General features: G+C 32.4%; 15 protein-coding genes. 4 read left to right on the top strand and 11 right to left on the bottom strand.

Annotated features, from left to right (window positions below):
- Positions 1–114: 114 nt before the first annotated feature.
- The 6 genes from Z053_RS31385 to Z053_RS0106785 all read right to left on the bottom strand — a co-directional run bounded on the left by Z053_RS31385 (position 115) and on the right by Z053_RS0106785 (position 5603).
- Entirely contained in the window at positions 115–267 is a 153-nt protein-coding gene (locus tag Z053_RS31385) for a hypothetical protein (RefSeq protein ID WP_160170061.1), read from the bottom strand.
- Positions 268–1112: 845 nt separating this feature from the next.
- Positions 1113–1784, bottom strand: coding sequence for a response regulator (locus Z053_RS0106805; protein WP_025664289.1), 672 nt, complete (start codon positions 1782–1784; stop codon positions 1113–1115).
- 90 nt (positions 1785–1874) lie between these two features.
- Entirely contained in the window at positions 1875–3941 is a 2067-nt protein-coding gene (locus Z053_RS0106800; RefSeq protein WP_081748227.1) for a tetratricopeptide repeat-containing sensor histidine kinase, read from the bottom strand.
- 126 nt (positions 3942–4067) lie between these two features.
- Positions 4068–4235, bottom strand: a complete 168-nt coding sequence (locus Z053_RS31380; protein WP_160170060.1) for a hypothetical protein — start codon at positions 4233–4235, stop codon at positions 4068–4070.
- A gap of 64 nt (positions 4236–4299) precedes the next feature.
- Positions 4300–4458 carry a hypothetical protein gene (locus tag Z053_RS31375; protein WP_160170059.1) on the bottom strand — a complete coding sequence of 53 codons (159 nt, stop codon included), beginning with the start codon at positions 4456–4458 and terminating at the stop codon, positions 4300–4302.
- Between the two features lie 407 nt (positions 4459–4865).
- On the bottom strand, positions 4866–5603 hold the full coding sequence (locus tag Z053_RS0106785) for a LytR/AlgR family response regulator transcription factor (RefSeq protein ID WP_025664287.1): 738 nt from the start codon (positions 5601–5603) through the stop codon (positions 4866–4868).
- A 677-nt stretch (positions 5604–6280) separates the two neighbouring features.
- On the opposite strand from Z053_RS0106785, the gene Z053_RS0106780 reads away from it, so the two are divergent.
- Positions 6281–6958: an SIR2 family NAD-dependent protein deacylase gene (locus Z053_RS0106780; protein WP_025664286.1), complete on the top strand. Its 678-nt coding sequence runs from the start codon at positions 6281–6283 to the stop codon at positions 6956–6958.
- 27 nt (positions 6959–6985) lie between these two features.
- Here the strand turns inward: Z053_RS0106780 and Z053_RS0106775 are convergent, their stop codons facing one another.
- Positions 6986–7510 (bottom strand): heme-binding domain-containing protein, encoded by a 525-nt coding sequence (locus tag Z053_RS0106775; RefSeq protein WP_025664285.1) that lies wholly within the window; start codon positions 7508–7510, stop codon positions 6986–6988.
- A 462-nt stretch (positions 7511–7972) separates the two neighbouring features.
- Between Z053_RS0106775 and Z053_RS0106770 the strand changes: the two genes are divergently transcribed.
- Both Z053_RS0106770 and purB read left to right on the top strand, forming a co-directional pair.
- A complete protein-coding gene (locus Z053_RS0106770) occupies positions 7973–8527 on the top strand; it encodes a hypothetical protein (protein ID WP_025664284.1) in 555 nt (184 codons plus the stop codon).
- Between the two features lie 169 nt (positions 8528–8696).
- Positions 8697–10040, top strand: coding sequence for an adenylosuccinate lyase (gene purB, locus Z053_RS0106765; RefSeq protein ID WP_025664283.1), 1344 nt, complete (start codon positions 8697–8699; stop codon positions 10038–10040).
- Between the two features lie 72 nt (positions 10041–10112).
- Here the strand turns inward: purB and Z053_RS0106760 are convergent, their stop codons facing one another.
- The 4 genes from Z053_RS0106760 to Z053_RS0106745 form a co-directional block, all read right to left on the bottom strand.
- On the bottom strand, positions 10113–10658 hold the full coding sequence (locus Z053_RS0106760) for a DUF4252 domain-containing protein (protein ID WP_025664282.1): 546 nt from the start codon (positions 10656–10658) through the stop codon (positions 10113–10115).
- 128 nt (positions 10659–10786) lie between these two features.
- Positions 10787–11326, bottom strand: a complete 540-nt coding sequence (locus Z053_RS0106755) for a DUF4252 domain-containing protein (RefSeq protein ID WP_025664281.1) — start codon at positions 11324–11326, stop codon at positions 10787–10789.
- Positions 11327–11397: 71 nt separating this feature from the next.
- Positions 11398–11838: a hypothetical protein gene (locus tag Z053_RS0106750; RefSeq protein ID WP_025664280.1), complete on the bottom strand. Its 441-nt coding sequence runs from the start codon at positions 11836–11838 to the stop codon at positions 11398–11400.
- A complete protein-coding gene (locus Z053_RS0106745) occupies positions 11825–12334 on the bottom strand; it encodes an RNA polymerase sigma factor (RefSeq protein WP_025664279.1) in 510 nt (169 codons plus the stop codon). The genes Z053_RS0106750 and Z053_RS0106745 overlap by 14 nt, the downstream gene beginning before the upstream one ends.
- A 228-nt stretch (positions 12335–12562) precedes the next feature.
- Between Z053_RS0106745 and Z053_RS0106740 the strand changes: the two genes are divergently transcribed.
- Positions 12563–13987 carry a S41 family peptidase gene (locus Z053_RS0106740; RefSeq protein WP_025664278.1) on the top strand — a complete coding sequence of 475 codons (1425 nt, stop codon included), beginning with the start codon at positions 12563–12565 and terminating at the stop codon, positions 13985–13987.
- Positions 13988–13998: the final 11 nt, after the last annotated feature.

Here is a 13998-nt window from a genome sequence, read left to right as displayed (position 1 = left end):
TTGGCTCGCCAAAGTTTTACAGTTGCAGTGTTATTTTATATCCTGTTGTTTAACGTTATATAATGATAACAAACTGGTTCGTATGCTAATGCAGCATATATGCTCTTATATTTTTTAAGAGGTGCTATAATTGGTCATATCCATTGCTTTTAGATCTGAAAAAGAATCAGATCCAACACTAATGGTATAGATGTTATATACGAGGTAAAAAGATGATTTAAAAAGCATTTGCATCACCTTTACAAAGAAAAAAGTAAATGTAGTCATAAGTAGAATAATTTAATTAATATCTAAAAATTAGCTCATTAACCTAAACATGTGATTGGGTACATGATTAGTATTATTTACATTATGACAATTGTAATTTGATGATATCGTATACTTAAAAAAGACTATATCTAGTAGTTGGGGTAGGTACTACTGTCTTTAATAACTAAACTATTTTACATCCAGGTTTCTGTTAAGTTTTTTTTAACATTATAAATGTATATATAAAACTTTGATTAAGAGCAATTTAAACCCTCAAAATAAGTAAGGTAAAACCGTATTTTATATATTTATATGCTTGAATACAAGTAAAATCTATAAAATAAAAAATGTAGGTATTTATAAATAACATGAGTTCGACATAAGAAAATTTACGTCTGTCAGAGTAATTTTCGGTAGAAAATTGTACTTCGACCAAGCTCAGCAGAACTATCAATAACAAGTAAACTTTCAAGCAAAAACCTAATTTCGGTACAATTTTTCTCTGTTTCACTATGAAAAATCACTCAATTTGACGGCTTTTTTAAACTAAATCCTTACATCGAATTCACGTTAAATAGTTGCTTTATTTAATGTAATATGAATAATGTTTAAGGTTAAATACGTCACTTCGAGTGAAGTCCTGTAAGAATTTAGTATTGAGAAGTACTTTTTAGCTATACATTTTCTTGTTTTTGATACACCAAATCAGAGACTTGGCACTCAAACTGACGAAAATTTCTAATCCATTCTTTAACATGACGATAAAGTGAATTGAATGATTAGTAATTGAGTACATTAAAAAAGAAAGGCTTAATTCTAAGTATAAACAAAGAATTAAGCCTCTCCTGTATCGTATTTTTTCTCTATATAAATCCTCTTTTTCTAGCTTCTTCTAATAACATTTGATCATCTGCTTTGGCAATAGAAAACATTTCTTTGATCTGGTTCTTTCTTTTCTCGATTGCACTTAATGATAAACTTACATAATTAGGTAAATTCTTGGTCTTAACACCACGAGATAAATGATATAAAATCTTTAAGTTTTTCTCATCTAAAGAAAATTTATTCGTCATCATTTTTCTAAAATGATCATTTACCGTAGCACTATAATATGCTTTACCTTTTAAGATATTATTAAATGCTAATAATAATTCGCTAGAAGTAAGATCACTCTTGATTAAGAATCCTGCCGGATTAATATTCTTAAGGATATTATGTATTCTATGATCTTCTCTATGCATGGTTAAGATAATGATCTTTGATTTTGGCAACAGTTCTTTTGCATGCTTTGCCAAATCCTCACCAGAGGTAATCGATCCATCTGAAGAAGGAGGTAATTTAATATCTACAAAAAGCATATCATAAGGAACCGTCTCTGAAGATTTTACGATACTGGCATATGCATCATCACAATTAGAGGCGATGTCAATCTTAATTTGATATTCTTTTTGATTTTCTCCTAATAAGGTATTTTTATACCCTTCGATAATCATAGGATGATCATCAATCATAAGAACTTTTAGCTTTTTCTTCATCTTAAAATTTGTTGTTTTTTAGGTTTTAAAATTTTCACCTCCTGCTATTTAAACTTAATAATATGTAAAATAGTATGAGCATAGATTATATTAGTACACTTCTTCAACTTTGGCTTCTATAGGTACATGTACCGATACTTTGGTACCAGAGCCTTCGTTGCTTAGAAATTGAACTTCTCCATTCATCTGACTAACTCTTGATGTAATGTTTTTTAAACCAATTCCTTTTTTAACCTTATTTGCTTTAAATCCTATTCCATCATCTAAAATAGTAAGATTTATGGTACTATCCACATAATCGAAATTAATTTTTATATGATCTGCATGGGCATGTTTAAAGATATTCTGCATAGACTCCTGTAAAATTCTAAAAAAGTTTACCTTTTTCTGGTCGTCTATACCCTCCCAATCGATATCCTCGTCATTATTAAACTCAAACTCTATTTTATGCACTTCGCACAGATCCTTGATCAGGTTTTCTACGGCATCGATATAGGCCACATCAGACGGTAAGGTCTCTGCACCCAGATCATGAGAGATTAACCGTATCTCTTTTTCTATCGCTTTAAGCTCGTCTATATATTTATTCCTGGCTTCTGTAAAGCCATCGTTGGCACGCTGGTTAATCCCATCGAGACTTAGTCGTACCCCAAACAATCTACCCAGTACGCCATCATGCAACTCCTCAGACATACGTTGCTGCTCCATCTGTCTACCTTCTTCTAGTTTGATCTGTTGATTAAGCAGTAATCGATAAATCTCCTCGTTAGATTCTTGCTGGGTTTGGGCAAATAGCAGTTCTTTATTGCTCTGTTGCTGTCTAAAGATAATATACCCCAATAAAAATAAAGCGGTTAGTCCTAATATAGCAATGATTAGGATCTGATTTTCTCTACTGATTTGCTGGTTTTCCTTTGCTATTTCCTTTGTTTCAAAACGAATACGAGCAAACTTATCTCTAAACAGACGTTCTTCTTTAATCAAACTATCATTTAACACTATATATTTATTAGCATAACTTAAACCTTCTTTACTGTCAGAAATATCAGATAACAAACGATAAACTTTTAGTAAATCTCCATTATTTTGTATTTTTATAGACAAATCTCGAGATCGTTCTGCATATACTCTAGCAATACTATCTTTAGCAATAGATTTATAATACTCTGCAAGGTGTAAGGTATTAGTTGCAATACCATTTTGATCATTAATACTATCCCGTATCTTTAATGCCATATAAAACAAATCAGGGATATCAGCTTCATCTTTAGATAAAAAATTAACATACGCTAGATTATCAAGTAATCTAGCATGACGCCTTGGCCTTTTACTTAAAAACTCTGTATAGGATAAGGCTTTATGGTAATACTCTTTTGCTTTATCATATTTTTGCTGTGATTTATATACTATACCGATATTATTAAAAGATGTTAACGTCTGTGGAATTTCTTTATCGGTCCCTTTAGCGTATTCAATTGCTTTCAAATGATATTCAATCGCTTCATCATAATGTTCTAAAGAGTTAGCAAGATTTCCCAAATTAGTATAACACATAGGTATATACAAATCATTTTCGGCTTCTTCAAAACTTTCTATCGCCTTAATAGTTATAGATTCACTCTTACCATAGTCTTTAGTTTTTCGTAATATTTGAGCCAAATCAACTAATACTTTGCCATGATCAAAAGCAATTTCTTTTCTACTAATATTTCCACTTAAAGAAGCATATATTTTTTCTGCTTCATAAAAATTCTCATAAGCAATATCTAGTTTTGATGGTCTATAGTAAATCCCTAAATAGGCGTAAGATCTAGCTATATTCAACGAATCATTAATTTCAGTAGACAATTTTAGTGCCTTCTCATTCATTCTTTTATAATTCTCATAGTCCTTAAGCGAATAATATGTGAATGATATATTTTGAATTTTTTCAATTTTAAAAGTACTATTATTTAGTGTAGAACAAATACTATATGCCTTTTCCAAACTATTTTTTCTCTCTTCAATAGAATTTTGCTTATTAACAGATTCATCCATATAAGATTCTATCAAATTTGATTTTAACTCTTCACTTTCAATATTTTGATCAGAATTATAACATCCGACAACTATCACAAAAGAAAAAAAAGTCATAAATCTGAAAAATAGTCTAAGCATTTTATAATTAATTTATTTTTAAAAATAATCAATTTAAATACAACAAAAAAGTTCTAATTTAAATTAGAACTTTTTTGTTGTATAATAAGTTTTTGATTTATTCAAAATCATCTATTTTATTATTTTTTATGTTCCTGAATGAGGAGGAGGAGGAGTAACACTATCTTCTTCTTCTTCTTCTCCAATTTGGTCATTTAGATCAATTCCAATTTCATCATTTACAGTATCTGTTTCGCAAGCTATAAACATCGTAGTTAAAAATAATATAGCAAATAATGTTTTTATAGTTTTCATAGTATAGTTAGTTTTTAAGTTGTAAGTTTTCTAGTACTTTAAATAATCCAAAGTATTGAATGTATTATCCTTGATTTCCAGGTTTTATTGTATCCTCTTCTTCTTCTTCTCCAATTTGGTCATTTACTTCAATTCCAACTTCATCATTTACAGCATCAGCTTCACAAGCGATAAACATAGTACTTAAGAATAGTATAGCGAATATAGTTTTTACAGTTTTCATAATGTTAGTTTTTTTAGTTTGAATTTACTTTTCAAAAGACCTATTGGTCTTTAACGGGGTATGTTTATTTTTATTTAATTATTGGTTGTCGTTGCGCATACGACTTTTATTTTTTAGAGTACTCTTTTTATATACATTTTTTATGATGTGTATCTCTAATTGTACACTACAAATGTAGGTCGATATCCCCCTCGCGCCTAATATATTAAGGTGTGTTTAGTAACTGGCACCCTATGAGATGTACATGAACCGATTATACGGGTAAATGAACATATTTTTAATTTTACACTTTTTTGTAGGAAACCCTGTACTAAGGGTTTTGTAATACTATTACTGGCTTTATCCCATAAAAAAACCGATAAATCCTACAATTTATCGGTTGCTATATATAGTAAACTATATCTGTTTTATATATAGATTAAACTTTTCTTTGCCAGAGAGTCTTTAATTTCTTCTACATTGTTTTTATACGACTTAGAGAAGGGGATTAAATCATCTGTATTTTTGATGGCGCATTTTGCTTTTCCAAAATGTATTCTCGATACATAATCGGTATTAATAATATAACTGTTATGTATACGCACAAAATGATCGGGCAACAGGTTCTGAAAATGTTTTAAGGTCTTAAAAGCCTCTACCTTAGTACCGTTACTCATTATAAAATCTGTAGTATTGTTATCTGCTTTTAGGTATAATATCTCATCTACATCTACAAATCGATAGTCCCCATAAGATTTAAAACACAGGGTATTATCCCCGCTTTGTCCAAAGTCTTTTTCGAACCTCATTAGAGTTCTATTTATCTGCCCTTTGCTAAAGGGTTTAAGGATATAATCCATGATTCTGTTACGTATGCCTTCTATAGCATAATCCGATGTTTTGGTGATTACAATAAACTCTGGTAACCGCGACATATACTTAGAAAGCTCGGTCATTAAAGAATACTTTGTCGTTACTGTATCTATTCCTGGCACTTCTGGCTCTAAAAAAACAAGTCTGGGTCTTCTCTCTAAAATTAAATCCAATGCATCCTGCTCGTCTTTTGCTATTCCCGTGCAGATATAATCTGGCTGCTCTTCTAAAGAGATTTGGATAGAATCTGCAATTTTCTGATCATTATCAATGATTACATAAGGATATTTCATAGGGTATGAGTTAAAAAATTTGTGTCGGTTAATATATGCTGAATTATTCTACTTACAAGATAGGGTATTTACACTTTTTTTGTATACGGTAAAACCGTAATAAAATTACGGAAGCCCTTTGGTGTCAAGGGGTTACATAATGTTCTTTATCGACATATAAACGCTTTTTATCGGATAAAATTGTAAATAAACTAAATGAAGTAATTTAACAATACACTTATGGTTTTGTTAAAAAAAGCCAAAAACTACGTTTAGTAGTCAAAAAATTGCGATAAAACACCTTTGATTTATCCTTTTTTTGAGAATATATCATCTAAATCTGTCTATTTTTAACTTCTGCTTATGATTTTAACACAAGTTTTTGGGATATAAAAAGGCAATAATTATACATAAAACTCTTGTTTTTTTTCTATTATTGTGATGTCAAACTGAGCCCTTTGATAAACTCAGGACAGGCCTGTCGAAGTTTTTATGTTATTCATAATCAATCGGTCTTCGACAGGCTCTGTAGAACTATCGAGAATAACTTTTTTGATTTAAAATTCTATTCTCGATACACTTCTTCGGCCTGTACTGAGCTACGCCGAAGTATCGAAGCACTCGAATTGACGAATTTCAAGTTAAAAAACCTCAAATGCACAACGTGGTTACAATAAAATCACACATTATATTAATCTATGCAAAACATAGTTGTACTTACAGGAGCAGGAATTAGCGCAGAGAGCGGGATCAATACGTTTAGAGATGCAAATGGTTTATGGGAAGGGCATGATGTTATGGAGGTAGCTTCTCCGCAAGGATGGAGAAACAATCCAGAATTGGTCCTCGATTTTTATAATAAAAGACGTAGCCAATTACATACAGTAACTCCTAACAAAGCGCATCTGGATCTGGTCACTTTGGAAGAGAAATTTAACGTTTCTATCATTACTCAAAATGTAGATGACCTGCATGAAAGAGCAGGAAGCAGTAATGTGATACATCTACATGGCGAATTGCTAAAAGTGCGAAGTCAGTTCGACGAGCAATTGGTACTCGACTGGAAACACGACCTGGTTCTCGGGGATCATTGCGAGCATAATTCGCAACTACGACCTCATATTGTATGGTTTGGCGAAGCAGTGCCTATGATGGATCTGGCTATAAAAATTACAGAACGGGCAGATATTCTTATGATTATCGGTACATCGATGCAGGTATACCCCGCTGCCGGGCTGCTACAATATGCCAAATACCAAACTCCTGTTTACTTTATCGATCCTAATCCGGCAATTTCTCCTACAGAGCATCTTACCATACTATCTGAGAAAGCAACTACAGGAGTGGCAAAAGTGGTGAATGAGTTGTTAGGGTGATTTAATAAAAGGTATTGATAATTCGGGTTAAATACTATCTACAACAGTAGAATCTGATACTTTTACTGGCAACGAATCTGTTACTTTTTCCTGTGGATCTTCTTTATCTTTGGTTATTGCATCACGGGTTTCTTTGGCCCAATTGATTAGTTTTTCTGCATCATTAGCTGGTAATTTACCATGCATCCAGGTATAGGATTCTAAAGGCATTTCTTTCTTCTCTATCATTTCTATAAACTCTTCTAGCTTATGATCCTTTTGCTTATCGGTATACGACTCCCAGTCAGAGACATTAAAATGCTCTTTTCCTTCTTTTATATGATAGGCCATCCAATGTGAAATGGGGCTAACCTCCATATACCAGGGGTATCGTGTAACATTACTATGACAATCATAACATTGATTCTGCAAAATTGTTTTAACCTCTGCAGGAACCATAGTAGCTGCTTCGAACGTAGCAATACTATCGTAGCTTGCCTCGTTCTTCGTTGGTCTTAAAAACTGTGATATCAAAAAAACCAACACGAGTAGAAAAAGAATTCTTTTTATCATTTTATTATACTTTAAAAAGATACTTATCAAAAACAAGCACTTACCAGGGGTTTACTCCCAAATAAGGTGATAATTATCTGTTATAGAAGGTATAACGATTTTAACAAGTAATTATTATTATCTTAAACTTACCGAGAATGAATCATAACCATCTATCCTATACAGATTAAAGTTATAACATTAGACTATCTAACGTATAGAACGCAGACAACGTTTGGAATCTATATGTATATTTATTGAACTCATTTAAAACTTTTTGATTTGCTAAAAAATTGTTGTTTTCAGTCCTATTTTTATCTTTTTTTCTTTCTGTAGCCCTGCTATGCTAATCAATCCTGAGTGCTCGGGACAACAGAACTAAAAACATTTAATTTTTACTTAAAACCAAAAAATCTAAATAAGTTCGTTTATTTTTGAAGTTGAAAAAACCTGTGCTTTTATTCTGAAGACATACCTTTATTTATGACATCGCTTGAAGACGTATTAAATACCGTAGATCATTCTCGAGAAAAAAGGAAGTATTTTGCTAATATGATCCTTGAGAATCCAGAATTGCTTCCTGATTTGCTAAATATCTGCGCCCGGGTAGATGATGAAATCTCGTGTAGAGCTTCCTGGGGCCTCGAATTTTTATGCAAGCACGATCTAACTGCTATTCTCCCCTATCTTGATGAGCTTATTGGTATTGTACCTAATGTATATCAACATTCCGCTGTACGACCAATGGCAAAAATATTCGAATATCTAAGCATTGCCTATTACCAAAAAAAGAATCCTAAGGTTAGAGCAGCCTTAACTACACAACATCGCGAAAAAATAACAGAACTATGCTTCGACTGGATCATTACAGATCAAAAAGTAGCTCCAAAAGCATATTCTATGACATCATTATATCTATTGGGCACAGAATTCGATTGGGTACATCCCGAGCTAAAAATCACACTAGAAAACAATTACAATACCGGTAGCGCAGCTTATAAAGCACGTTCTCGAATGGTATTGAAAAAAATTGGGTAGTGTTTATTGGTTGATAGTTGAAAAATATTTAAAAAAAACCAATACTCAATACTCAATACTCAATACTCAATACTCAATACTCAATACCCGAAACTTTTAAAATTCGTTGCTCGTACTTCGTAATTCGCAATTAATTAAATTATCTTTGCAGCTTCAAAAAAAGAAAATTATGTCATTATTCCCTTTGCAAGCAATCTCACCAATAGATGGGCGTTACGCATCAAAGACCAAATCTCTTAGTGCATTTTTTAGTGAAGAAGCCTTAATCAAATATCGTGTACTCGTAGAAATTGAATATTTTATCGCTTTATGTGAGCTACCATTACCACAATTACAAGGTATTGATACCTCGTTATTTGATAAGCTAAGGGAAATCTATACTAATTTTTCTAGCGAGGATGCCTCGGCAATAAAAGACATAGAAAAAGTAACCAATCATGATGTAAAAGCTGTAGAGTATTTTATCAAAGAGAAATTTGATGCTCTTGGGTTACAAGAATACAAGGAGTTTATCCATTTTGGATTAACCTCTCAGGATATTAATAATACTGCGGTACCATTAAGTATCAAAGAGGCTATTAGTAGTGTTTATATTCCAGAATACAATGCATTATTAACAAAGTTAAAATCTTTGGTAGAAGAATGGTCTGCTGTACCTATGCTTGCACGTACTCATGGGCAACCTGCCTCTCCTACCCGATTAGGAAAAGAGTTTCAGGTATATGTTACCAGAATCGAAGCACAGTTTGATTTATTAAAGGATATACCAAGTGCTGCAAAATTTGGTGGTGCTACAGGAAATTACAACGCACATAAAGTAGCTTATCCTGATATCGATTGGAAAGCTTTCGGGACTCATTTTGTACAAGAAAAACTGGGGCTTCATCATTCTTTTCCTACCACTCAGATTGAGCACTATGATCATATGGCTGCGCTGTTTGATGGTTTAAAACGTATTAATACAATTATACTGGATCTGGATCGTGATGTATGGACTTATGTATCTATGGATTATTTTAAGCAAAAAATAAAAAAAGGAGAAGTTGGTTCTTCGGCTATGCCGCATAAAGTAAATCCTATTGATTTTGAAAATAGTGAAGGTAATCTGGGAATTGCAAATGCCATATTCGAACACCTTGCTGCAAAACTACCTGTAAGTCGATTACAACGTGACCTTACCGATAGTACGGTACTTAGAAATGTTGGTGTACCCTTTGGTCATACACTAATTGCTTTTCAGGCGACACTTAAAGGACTAAATAAGCTTTTATTGAATGAAACCAAATTTGCAGAAGATCTTGAGAATAATTGGGCTGTTGTTGCAGAAGCTATACAGACCATACTAAGACGAGAAGGATATCCTAATCCTTATGAAGCCTTAAAAGGTCTTACGCGCACCAACGAAAAGATAAATCAAAATTCTATTGCTGATTTTATTGAAACTCTAGATGTTTCTGAATCTATAAAATCAGAGTTAAAACAAATTACCCCTTCTAACTATACAGGGATATAAACAATAGATTTTAAACCATAAAAAAAGAGGCTGTTTTTCAACAGCCTCTTTTTTTTACATCATTGTTATTGATTAATCATCAATATCTATAGTCTGTGCTATTTCTTTAAATGCATTAAGATTGATTTTACCTTTTTCTACAGATTTCATAAGCATAGCCATTTTTTCGGGTCTCATATTATCTCCCAATACACGTACTAATGCTAATCCTTTTTCATTATTCTTGGCAAAAACGATAACCTCATCAATATCATCTTCTTCTCCTTGATATTTAAGTACTGCTTTGGTTCCGTCTGATCCAAATCGCATTAAGGTTTCATACTTATCTGAATCTAATATCTTTTTTATCGCTGCACTCTCTTCTTCATATTTACCTTGATTACTCTCGGTAAGTTGCAAAGCCAAAAAGTTAACTTTTTTAATACTTTCTAAAGCTTCTCTTTCATCTCTATCAAGTTCTACTGTTTCCTTATCCAAAAGGCTAGTCGGTACATCGACTGCTATAAAATCAGCATCACCATGATGATCTACAAAATACTTTTGTAGTGAGGGTTCACTACTACAACTCATCATTAGTGATATACTTACAATACCTAAAATTTTATACACATTTTTCATTTCTCTAATTTTTTTCACCTGCCTAAGCTGGTGGGTTGGTTGATTATTTTTGATTGATGTTTTTAGACCAGATTTCTTCTAACCTCACGGTTAGAAGAAATCTGATTCTTTTTTATCCTAATACTTGATTAGTTTCCTTTCTTTTTTACGTGCTTTAATTCTTCCCCGCCAGGTACATTAAGGTGATCTGCAATCTTAGAGACTTGTTTTAAATCAATATCTCCTGTTATCGTAAGTACTACAGTATTGGGCCCATCTCCATCTTCTTTTACGCCATCAAGAAACATAAACAATTCACTTACATGATCATCGTCTTTTCCTGGTTTAGAATAAAATTTTACATTTTTCCCATCACTTTTTACTCTCATTAATTCATCAAGAGAAGAACTTTTAAGATAGTTACTTACATCTGATCTCATCTTTTGTCCTACTTCTTTATTTTCTGTAGCAAAGACCTTGATGTTTTTTATGTTTTCTACAAGGTTCATATACTCTTGTACTTCGGCATCATTACTTTCTAATTTTATTTGGCTTAGTAGCTTAAACATTTTACTGGTTACTACTACAGAAGATACTCCTTTCATATCTTCATATTTATCAAAATTACTTTGTGCGATAGACACATATGGTAATATTGCAAAGGCTAAAATAATTGCTAACTTTTTCATAATATTTAAAATTTTAATCTCCTTACTACACCCTGTTTTATCAACAGTATTTTTCAGGTAGTTGTTTATTTTTATTTTGTTAATTTTTCGGTAGTGCTTTCAAACTCGTTCAGGTACACTAATTCCTGTTTGCCCTCATTCATTAATTGCGAAACCATATTGAGGATTTTTTTGGTTTCCTGTAAAGCTATTTCTGGATCTTCATAAGTTCCGAGAGTTTTGTCTGGGTTTGATGGTGTATTTGTTAAAAATATCCCTGCAATCAAAGCTATTGATGCTGCAATACCCATCCAGGCATATCTGGATTTTCTACTACTGGTATTTAATTTTAGATCCTTGGTAGCCGTTATGGTACTCTCTTGAGAAAAATATTGAAATAGATCTTTGTATCTCTCTAAATGCGACGGCACAGTTTCTCTGGTAAAGTAAACCTTTAATTCTTTTTCTTCAGAAATGGTCGTTTCTCCTTCGAAATACTTCTCTAGTAATTTTTCTATGTTAGACAACTCCATAATTGTGTTTTTTTAATAATTCTTCTCTAATTTTTTTTCTTCCTCTTGATAATGCAACTCTAACTGCCGTTTCATTAAGCCCTAGCATATCAGCTATTTCTGCATTATTATATTGTTCTATATCTCTAAGTTGGATAATCATTCGTTGCTGTTCTGGCAGACTATCCATAATCTTACCTACCCAATCTAAGCTATCTCTAGCTTCTACTTGTCGTTGTAATGAAGGTCTCTCGTCCTTATAATTACTATGTACAATTTTTAGGTTTCCTGTTTCTTTAGCCTTAAGCTTATCATAACAATAATTCTTAGTCATTGTCATCGCAAAAGCTTCTACATTTTTATACTCAGCCATTTTACTTTTATTCTTCCATAGCTTCAGTAATACTTCTTGTGTAGCATCTTCTGCTTCTTCATTACTTACAAGCAAACGTTTAGCTAACCTAAAAAGCTTATCTTTAAATCCGTTTGTAAGCGTTATAAATGCTCCTTCTTTCATTTTGGTTGGTGGTTTTCATAAAACTTTGTCAGCTTTATATTAGGGAGACGACTATCTAAGTAATTTGTTACAATCTTTTTTAAAATTATAATAAAGTAGTTACATTTATCACTTTATAATAAGAAGTATAGGTCATTATGGAATAAGTATAACCTTCATTTTTATTCTTCACGGAATGATTATTGATGGATTTCATTTAGACAAATAAAAACAATAAATATAAAATAGATGAAGTACATAAAGTATTTTGCACTATTGCTTTTCATTGGTAACCTGCTTACTGCATGTTTTGATGATAACGATGATGTACCCCGTATTTCTGGTGCTACAGAAATAAATGATTTTATCTGGAAAGGATTAAACCTTTATTACTTATATAAAGCAGATGTTCCTGATTTGGCAAACAATCGTTTTCCTTCTAGTCAGGAATACGCACAGTTTTTAGAAGGATTTTCTACTCCCGAAGCTATTTTTGAGGAATTAAAATCTAAACAAACTGTATTAGTAAACGGAGAGCAGGTAAAAGTTGATCAGTTTAGTTGGATTGTAGATGATTATGTTGCTTTAGAACAAGCTTTTGATGGGATTACAAGGAATAATGGTATGGAGTATGGTCTTGTACGTTATCCAAACGACCAATCTCTTGTGTTTGGATATGTACGTTATGTGCTACCAGGAACAGATGCCGAAGCCAAAGGAGTAAAGAGAGGAGATATCTTTAATACCGTTAATGGTACCCAAATGAATGATCAAAATTTCAGACAATTACTAGCTCCCGATAGTTATACTATAGGTCTCGCTACTTTTGATGGTACTAATGTTACTGCTACGGGAACTTCTGTTTCTCTTACCAAAGTTCAATATACCGAGAATCCTGTCTTTATATCAAAAACAATTGATGTAGGTGGTAGCCCGGTGGGATATCTTATGTACAATTCTTTTACCGGGGATTTTGATGCCCAGCTTAATGCTGCTTTTGCAAAATTTGTATCTGATAATGTAAGTGATTTAATATTAGATCTAAGATATAACGGCGGTGGATCCGTTACGACTGCAATTGATTTATCGAGTATGATTACAGGGCAGTTTAATGGTCAGGTTTTTTCGACAGAAGAATGGAACTCTGATCGACAGGCACAATTTGGAAGTACCAATCTTTTTGATACTCAAATTAGAACAGGTGAGGCTATTAACAGCCTTAATTTGAGCAGAGTTTATATTTTAACAACCAGAAGCTCTGCTTCGGCTAGTGAACTGGTAATTAATGGGCTTGATCCGCATATAAATGTGATGCAGGTAGGAACTACTACAAGAGGAAAATTTCAAGCATCAATAACATTATATGATTCTGATAATTATGGAAGACAAGGAGCTAATACAGGACATACATATGCTATGCAACCTTTAGTTCTTAAATCGAGTAACTCTGTTGGCTTTACAGATTATCACGGTGGTTTTGCCCCAGAAATAGAAATCGAAGAAGATTACTCTAATCTTGGTGTCTTAGGTGACGAAAACGAGCCTCTTTTTAAAGCTGCAATAGACAATATTTTAGGTACAAAAAGTGCTAAAAATTATAATTTGCTACAACTAGAAAGTGTTGGAAATAGCAAAATGTTTTCTCCTGTTTATGAACGCATGTATCGGGATTAATACTCTTCCTG

This window comes from Aquimarina megaterium XH134 (genome assembly GCF_000520975.1).
In the GTDB taxonomy this organism is placed as follows: Bacteria; Bacteroidota; Bacteroidia; order Flavobacteriales; family Flavobacteriaceae; genus Aquimarina; species Aquimarina megaterium.
The sequence above is the reverse complement of the archived record's forward strand: the minus strand, read 5'-3'. Positions and strand labels throughout refer to the sequence as shown.

Coding starts and splice junctions, on each gene's coding strand:
- Z053_RS0106785 (WP_025664287.1), bottom strand. CDS start 5,603: ATGAAATATCCTTATGTAATCATTGATAATGATCAGAAAATTGCAGAT.
- Z053_RS0106745 (WP_025664279.1), bottom strand. CDS start 12,334: ATGAAAGAAGGAGCATTTATAACGCTTACAAACGGATTTAAAGATAAG.
- Z053_RS31375 (WP_160170059.1), bottom strand. CDS start 4,458: ATGAAAACTGTAAAAACTATATTCGCTATACTATTCTTAAGTACTATG.
- Z053_RS0106760 (WP_025664282.1), bottom strand. CDS start 10,658: ATGAAAAATGTGTATAAAATTTTAGGTATTGTAAGTATATCACTAATG.
- Z053_RS0106750 (WP_025664280.1), bottom strand. CDS start 11,838: ATGGAGTTGTCTAACATAGAAAAATTACTAGAGAAGTATTTCGAAGGA.
- Z053_RS31380 (WP_160170060.1), bottom strand. CDS start 4,235: ATGAAAACTATAAAAACATTATTTGCTATATTATTTTTAACTACGATG.
- Z053_RS0106740 (WP_025664278.1), top strand. CDS start 12,563: ATGAAGTACATAAAGTATTTTGCACTATTGCTTTTCATTGGTAACCTG.
- Z053_RS0106775 (WP_025664285.1), bottom strand. CDS start 7,510: ATGATAAAAAGAATTCTTTTTCTACTCGTGTTGGTTTTTTTGATATCA.
- Z053_RS0106780 (WP_025664286.1), top strand. CDS start 6,281: ATGCAAAACATAGTTGTACTTACAGGAGCAGGAATTAGCGCAGAGAGC.
- purB (WP_025664283.1), top strand. CDS start 8,697: ATGTCATTATTCCCTTTGCAAGCAATCTCACCAATAGATGGGCGTTAC.
- Z053_RS0106805 (WP_025664289.1), bottom strand. CDS start 1,784: ATGAAGAAAAAGCTAAAAGTTCTTATGATTGATGATCATCCTATGATT.
- Z053_RS0106800 (WP_081748227.1), bottom strand. CDS start 3,941: ATGCTTAGACTATTTTTCAGATTTATGACTTTTTTTTCTTTTGTGATA.
- Z053_RS31385 (WP_160170061.1), bottom strand. CDS start 267: ATGACTACATTTACTTTTTTCTTTGTAAAGGTGATGCAAATGCTTTTT.
- Z053_RS0106770 (WP_025664284.1), top strand. CDS start 7,973: ATGACATCGCTTGAAGACGTATTAAATACCGTAGATCATTCTCGAGAA.
- Z053_RS0106755 (WP_025664281.1), bottom strand. CDS start 11,326: ATGAAAAAGTTAGCAATTATTTTAGCCTTTGCAATATTACCATATGTG.